The sequence below is a fragment of the Limnospira sp. genome (genome assembly GCF_051859755.1).
Classification (GTDB): Bacteria; Cyanobacteriota; Cyanobacteriia; order Cyanobacteriales; family Microcoleaceae; genus Limnospira; species Limnospira fusiformis.
On sequence record NZ_JBIMLI010000183.1, the window covers coordinates 1 to 7,476 of the forward strand.

At 45.4% G+C, this 7,476-nt stretch carries 7 protein-coding genes; 5 read left to right on the plus strand and 2 right to left on the minus strand.

The features are described 5' to 3' along the window. Positions 1-508 precede the first annotated feature (508 nt). A complete protein-coding gene (locus ACTIE0_RS21595; RefSeq protein WP_006624191.1) occupies positions 509-646 on the minus strand; it encodes a hypothetical protein in 138 nt (45 codons plus the stop codon). Positions 647-663: 17 nt separating this feature from the next. After that, positions 664-2,355: a transglutaminase-like domain-containing protein gene (locus ACTIE0_RS21600; protein ID WP_035759293.1), complete on the minus strand. Its 1,692-nt coding sequence runs from the start codon at positions 2,353-2,355 to the stop codon at positions 664-666. Between the two features lie 121 nt (positions 2,356-2,476). Between ACTIE0_RS21600 and ACTIE0_RS21605 the strand changes: the two genes are divergently transcribed. From ACTIE0_RS21605 to ACTIE0_RS21625, 5 genes are all read left to right on the plus strand, one after another. After that, entirely contained in the window at positions 2,477-3,325 is an 849-nt protein-coding gene (locus ACTIE0_RS21605) for a DUF928 domain-containing protein (protein WP_006668371.1), read from the plus strand. 100 nt (positions 3,326-3,425) lie between these two features. After that, positions 3,426-5,201, plus strand: coding sequence for a ShlB/FhaC/HecB family hemolysin secretion/activation protein (locus tag ACTIE0_RS21610; protein ID WP_006624182.1), 1,776 nt, complete (start codon positions 3,426-3,428; stop codon positions 5,199-5,201). A 95-nt stretch (positions 5,202-5,296) separates the two neighbouring features. Further along, positions 5,297-5,539 (plus strand): hypothetical protein, encoded by a 243-nt coding sequence (locus tag ACTIE0_RS21615; protein ID WP_150105298.1) that lies wholly within the window; start codon positions 5,297-5,299, stop codon positions 5,537-5,539. Between the two features lie 361 nt (positions 5,540-5,900). Further along, positions 5,901-6,767, plus strand: a complete 867-nt coding sequence (gene bchL, locus ACTIE0_RS21620; protein ID WP_006624178.1) for a ferredoxin:protochlorophyllide reductase (ATP-dependent) iron-sulfur ATP-binding protein — start codon at positions 5,901-5,903, stop codon at positions 6,765-6,767. Between the two features lie 35 nt (positions 6,768-6,802). Next, a partial coding sequence (locus tag ACTIE0_RS21625) for a DUF5331 domain-containing protein (RefSeq protein ID WP_439516983.1) occupies positions 6,803-7,476 on the plus strand: 674 nt, incomplete at its 3' end.

The window sequence follows — 7,476 nt, forward strand, 5'->3', positions numbered from 1 at the left end:
ATTCACCTCTTCGGTCCACCCGTTGAGCGCTATTACTACGCATCCGGTTAATTACCTATCAACCTGCGGAATGTAGGTTTTTAAAAACCTCCACTATCACCCCCCTTACATTACGGAAAATAGTTAAGTTTTACTAATCATTCCGTGGAAATGGTTTTAATTTTCCCAAGTATGTTAAGAATTCATACATTTTTATTGATAATTTCTCGTAAACACTTGACGAGATTATAGGGGTTCTGCTTTCATCATATAAATCGCACCCAAGGGCTTGCTATGTCTACACGCAAAAAAGTTGGCTGTAACCCCTATTTTATGGCAGTTAAAAATATTCTCTGGTCAAGTTTTTAATCTCACGAATCACGAGTTTTTCGCCTTTGGCCACTGCTCGAACTTGCCACCCCTTGACAAAATAACTTTTTTATGCTGACGGGGTGATTAAGTCTTTCCACCCCTCAGAGGAGTTAAAAGAGTTGTGGGGGGAGTCCGGGGAGGGTCAAGAAAAATGGGGTTATTGACCGCGACGTTCCTTTTCTCGGCGGCGGCGATCGCGCCAATCAGCAAAAGTCAAATAGGCGACACCACCGGTTACCAGAAGCAACAGAGCGATCGCCATGAGAAACAGAATATTAACCGTAGTAAACTCCATGAGTGCTGTATCTTCCCCTAAATGGCTGGCAGTTCATCCAAAATGGTAAACCGAACATGGTTAATCGCCAAATTCCCTAGAGAGACTTTTTCCTTATCGACAGGAAGCCCCTGGTTAGTCAGGCGTTGAAACTTCAGCCCCTTACCTATTTCTATATGATACCAAGCCAAGCCCATAAAAAACCGTAAAGGATAAGGTCCACTACCACCAGTATCATCAGGGTTAGACTCCATAGGAACCCAGCCAAAGCCAGGAATATAGAACTCCAGCCAAACATGATTATACTCTGGTTCTAGGGGAACGCCCCGGCGATCAGCAAAAGCCGGACATTTGTAGCGTCCCACCGTCCGACAGGGTATTTCATTTAGCCGTCCCAAAGCCAGCAATACCCCCACATACTCACCGCAGGACCCTATCCCCCGGTCTAGTACCACGTCTGGGGTTTCAATTTTAGCGGTAAGGCTGTAGTCAAGGCGATCGTAAACATAATTCCGAACACTTAATAATTTCCGCAGAATATTAGTTTCTGTCCCCACGGCTTCTTCAGCGGCTTGACGGACTATGGATGATTCCATAGCGAGGTTATCATTATCTACTAGATATTTATCCTTAAATTCCTGAGTTAATGGCTGGATTTTTTCCACATCTAAAGGATGGATTTGATATTTAATTCCTCGGACTTCTAATAATGCTTTCCAGCCAAAGATACGTCTTTCGGCGGAGTTGAGGGGTTTAAACTTAAAAACGGCTACCCTTTCTCCGGCTTCTATTTCCTCGGTGAAGGGAGTCCCAATATAGGAAATTTCCCGAACTTTTTGGCGATCAGTCTCGGAGGGTAGGGCGATACGCCATTCTACATCTTCTAGGTAAATCTCTTCTAAAGGTTCGATTTCCTCTACATAGGACATCTCAATCAGATATCCGTTAGATGTGGCATATCTTTGGGACTCATTGTAGTGAAAATAGAGGGGATGAATAAAAGTGCGATCGCGTTTAGCTAGTTGATATTGTTCATAGGAGTTAGGGTCATCTCGGATAAATAATTCATCTCCCGCATAGGCGACATATAGCACTTCTTCTCCGGTTTCCGGGTCAGTATAGAACCCCAAACCCGTGGGATACTCAAAGGGAGTTAACACATTAAACTTAGTTTCCCCGGTACCACGTTCGAGACAATAAACGGTTTGTTCGAGGCGATCGCATACCCACAATTCCTCATCTCGCACCGTCAAATTTTCGACCCCAATTCCGGGAGCATAAAACCGGGTAATTTCCCGACCGCTAATGAGACTATAAACAAAAATGCACCCCCCCTGTTGAGAACTAATATAAAGGGTAGAGTTCCAAACGGCAATCCCATCAAGATTATAGGGGAGAGTTACCAAAGGTTCCGGTTTCAGACTAGCGATATTCTCACCGACCAAAGCCTCTCGACAAACATAAACCGTATTGTAGCGAGTAAACCATAAATCATTAGACCACACCGCCAAACCCGTTACATCAGCAAACTCAGAAGTCTGATAAGGATTCACCACCGTAGCATTATCAGTTTCCGGGTCTATCCTCAACAAGAACCCCCGCAAGGAATCGATCGCCAAACAATTTTTGCCAACAAAAGTGATACCATAGAGCGAGGAAACCCCCATGGGTCTGATAGTTCTGTGCCGATAATTGCTAGTTGTTCCAACATTCGTTAAATTGAGATTCATGCTAACTTTGACACTCCCACTTTCCAAATACAACAATTTTTGACAGTCAATTACGGAAACATTGGATACAATTTAGCTATCTTGATAACCTGTATGTTAACGAGTTTTTGAGTTGAATCCTATGGTTAAGACAACCCCTACTATTTTGTGGACAACTCTGTTGGGTGCGCTGTGTACCCAAACCATTGTCTGGGGTAGCCTAGTGCGACCAGCGATCGCCTACCCATCCAACGGAGATGTAATCATTCAAAATCAACCATCTCCATGGTTAATAGCCTTCGACCCACCCCAGCGGGGAGTTCCCGGAAGACGGTACGGGGGAGGAACCAGAGGGGAGGTATGTGCTGACTATGCAAGCCTCATCAGTCTAATTCCCGTTTCCACGATGGGTTTGACCGCCCATGAGAAACCCCAATTGTTCTTTTATCTCCCGGTAGCTAGTCGGGATACCCCCATTAAGTTACTTGTGACTAAGTTACCAGATTCAGAGTCTCCCGAAACAGAAGAAATAGTGATTTATAGGACCGAATTTCAACTGGATATGGAAAATCCTGGCATTGTGGGCATAGATCTGGCGGATCTCGATGGCTTTCCGGGTTTGGAAGTGAACCAATATTATCACTGGTACCTGACAATTTTATGTGATCCAGTCAATCAATCGGTGAACCCAATTGTGGATGGTTGGATCAAAAGGATCGACTTAGACTCTGATCAAATTCAGACATTAGAAGGACTCAATGGGAGCGATCGCCTAAAATTTTATACAGAAAAGACCCTTTGGTATGATATGGTCGCCGCCTTTTCGGAATTACTTTCAGATAATCGAAGAGATACTGAGGTCCAGCAGGCTTGGCTAGAATTGTTAAGATCGGAGAATCTCGAGCAAGCAGGTCGTAACCAGGTGCGTCTGTATGAACAACCTTTTATTCCGGGTAGTGGCGGGTTACGCAATCAACTCCGTTCTGACTAAGTATCCCCACCAACCCCCCCGTCAATCAAGTAAGCGAGAAATTAACCTGCTGGTAGTGCCACTAGCTGGGGCTACACTTGAAGCCCCCCCCATAACCCCTATGAGTTTACATATTCGATTGATAGGTTGTCAAATGACTACCGTTGGGTTGATTCTGTTTTCCCCCCTCGTTTCAGCCCAGGCTTTATTTTCCCCTAACTGTAATTCCGCAGAGTGTTTAGGACTTTCTCAAAGTTTCCCCCTACCACCCCAAAGCGACCCTAACCGCGATCGCTTTTTACAACCCCTCCCGTCACCCCCCCAAATACCACCCAACGGGGAACCGGAAATAGAAACACCACCCCCCTCGTCCCCGCCAATTCCCGGTGATGATACTCCCTTCCCCATTAGTGAAATTCAAATAATTGGCAGTAGTATTCTATCGACTGAGGAAATTAATGCGATCGCCTCTACCGTATCAAACCAGACCATCACCCTCAACCAACTGCAAAATATAGCCGATCAGATTACAGAAATCTATCTGAGACGGGGTTATATGACTTCCCGGGCTGTGGTTCCCCAACAGACTATCACAGATGGGGTCGTGGAAATTCTGGTCATAGAGGGAAGTTTAGAAAAAATCGAGGTCGAAGGAACCCGCCGCCTTAATCCTAACTACATTATCAGTCGGGTGAATTTGGGCGCAAAAACTCCCCTAAATACCCTACAACTGGAAAATCAACTGCGACTATTGCGACTTAATCCCCTATTTGACTCTGTAGAGGCTAGTCTGCGTCCAGGAGGTGGCGAGGGACAGAGTATTTTAGTGGTCCGAGTCACAGAAGCTAATCCCATACAGCTTAGTTTTAGCTTAGATAACTATTCCCCCCCCAGTATTGGTAGCCAACGTTTGGGGGTTAATTTTAGTCACCTGAACCTCACGGGAAGGGGTGATTTCCTCTTGGTTTCCTATAAAACTACTCGCCTAATTACTGGGGGGGAGTCGGATATCTTAGATTTTATCTACTCTATCCCGGTTAATGCCATGGATGGTACGATTCAACTGCGGATTCCTCCTTATCGCAATCGGGTGATTACCGAAGAGTTTGCAGACCTCAATATTCAGGGGAACTCTCAGCTTTACGAAATTAGCTATCGTCAGCCTTTGGTGAGGACTCCCTGGGAGGAGTTCGCTTTATCTGCGGGGTTGAGTTATCAGGAAAGTCAAACTTTGGTGGATAATCAGGGGTTGCGCTTTGGCTTTGGTCCAGATGATGATGGTGTGACCCGTCTGGTGGTTCTCAAGTTGGGACAAGACTATATCCGACGCGATCGCCTGGGAGTTTGGGCTTTGCGATCGCAGTTTAGTTTAGGCTTGGGGATATTAAATGCTACTAATACCAAATTTCTGCCCAATAGCGATTTTGTCAGTTGGCTAGGACAGATACAACGGCTACAGCGTATCGGTGACAATCACCTTTTGATTCTTCAGGGAGATCTACAGTTAGCCGCTAACCCCCTATTTCCCTCTCAACAGTTTGTTATCGGTGGCGCGCAGTCTTTGCGTGGCTACCGTCAGAATGTCCGCGCCGGGGATAATGGCTTTCGATTCTCTATTGAGGACAGAATTACCCTTAAACGCGATCGCTTGAATTTACCTACTTTACAGTTAGCACCTTTTCTCGATATGGGCCAGGTTTGGAATCATCCCAACAACCCTAATAGTTTACCCAGTCAGACCTTTTTGGTGGGAGGGGGTCTGGGGTTACTATGGGAACCTATCCCTCATCTGAATATCCGTTTAGATTATGGTTTCCCCCTCATACAACTTCGCGATCGTGGCGACAATCTTCAGGATCATGGCATCTACTTCAATCTAGTTTATACCCTTAACTAGGTAATCCTTACCTATGTCCCCTCAACCCTGATTATTCTCCCCTCTGACCCAACCGAAAAAATTAATAACTTTTTACAAATGCTACCCGCTGATTTATGTCTACCCTCACTCAACCATCATCATTGCGGGGTAATGGTGGGTCAGAAGTCAATTATCCCGGTTTCCCATCATCATTGCGGGGTAATGGTGGGTCAGAAGTCAATTATCCCGTTTCCCATCATCATTGCGGGGTAATGGTGGGTCAGAAGTCAATTATCCCGTTTTCCCATCATCATTGCGGGGTAATGGTGGGTCAGAAGTCAATTATCCCGTTTCCCATCATAACTATCCCTATATGACGCACCCTACTAATTTGTTTATTGTAACTCTTTTTATATAAAAAAGGCATAAATTTTGATAAAAGTTCATAAATAGACTTGAGCTTTGATGAGAAACGATAAAAAATTCATATATAACTCATAGACTGCCATACTCTGTTTTTCGAGCATAAATGAATTGATAGCCTCTTTCCATTTGGGGAAAATTCATCAATAATGGCAATCAAGAGGGACAGCGATGTGATCGGGTGAGACAAAAACCGTACTACCTGAAATAGCGATCGCCACCCCGACAAAACCAAAGATAAAAAACTTGGGATGCTGAGTTAGTCCCAACTACTCAGCCCCATTATGGAAAAACCACGCCGCAGGAGAAAAAATCGTGAAACTCGCAGTATATGGGAAAGGTGGAATTGGCAAATCAACAACCAGTTGCAATATTTCCGTGGCCCTAGCCAAACGGGGTAAAAAAGTCCTGCAAATTGGCTGCGATCCCAAACACGACAGCACATTTACCCTCACAGGGTTCCTAATTCCTACCATTATTGATACCTTGCAGGAAAAAGACTATCACTATGAGGATGTATGGCCCGAAGATGTCATCTATAAAGGCTATGGCGGCGTTGATTGTGTAGAAGCAGGTGGTCCCCCGGCTGGTGCTGGCTGTGGTGGCTATGTAGTGGGAGAAACCGTTAAACTTCTCAAAGAACTAAATGCCTTTGATGAATACGATGTCATCCTGTTTGATGTTCTTGGGGACGTGGTTTGTGGTGGTTTCGCCGCCCCCCTAAATTATGCTGACTATTGCATGATTGTCACCGACAATGGCTTTGATGCCTTATTTGCGGCTAATCGCATCTCCGCTTCTGTGCGGGAAAAATCTCGGACTCACCCCCTACGGTTAGCCGGTTTGATCGGAAACCGGACTTCTAAGCGGGATCTGATTGATAAATATGTTGAGTCGGTCCCTATGCCAGTTTTGGAGGTATTGCCGCTAATTGAAGATATCCGGGTATCTCGGGTTAAGGGGAAAACCCTGTTTGAGATGGCGGAAACTGACCCATCCCTAAGTTATGTCTGCGATTACTATCTGAATATTGCTGATCAAATCTTGTCTCAGCCGGAGGGTGTAGTTCCCAAAGATGCGCCAGATCGGGAATTGTTCTCTCTTCTGTCTGATTTTTACCTCAATCCAACCAAGCCTTCTGTTCAAACTCAGGAAGATGAGCTAGACCTGATGATGGTTTAATAAGTCTAGCTACTCAGGATAAGGAATAAGAGGTTATGGCTTTCTTCCAGGAGTTTACTACTGCCCTGAAACAAAAATGGTTAGACTACTATCAGGCTAATCGTGAATGGTTGGTTTTACAAATGGACATCAGTTCCATTCCCACCCCGGATGGAGGTAGAAGGCCATCCTCAGCCCTAATCTTGGGGACTATCAACGCCTTGGACCCAGAAGCGGCTCTGTTGATGTTCCCCTTTTCCAAACTTAATCCAGATCCAGAAAAGTTGATTGAGGTTCTGGGTTTACATTTTGACCCAGATCATGAGCTGGTTAGGATTTCTGATTCACCTGATCAGCCTCCGGTGTCTCAAGAACCTGTAAAGGCTGCGCCGGGAGACCATCCTCCCCAAGTTATAACACCTGAACCAGAGCCAGAGGAAGAATTAGTTAGCGATGGCTTAGATGATGCTCAGCAAAAATTAGACCTCCTTGATGGTGCTACCGATGACTTAGCCAGCGACGACATGGATTTAGGTCTCGGTGATGATGCTACCGATGACTTAGCTACCGATGACATGGATTTAGGTCTCGGTGATGATGCTACCGATGACTTAGCCACCGATGACATGGATTTAGGTCTCGGTGATGCTGGGGATGACTTAGCCACCGATGACATGGATTTAGGTCTCGGTGATGCTGGGGATGACTTAGCCACCGATGACATGGATTT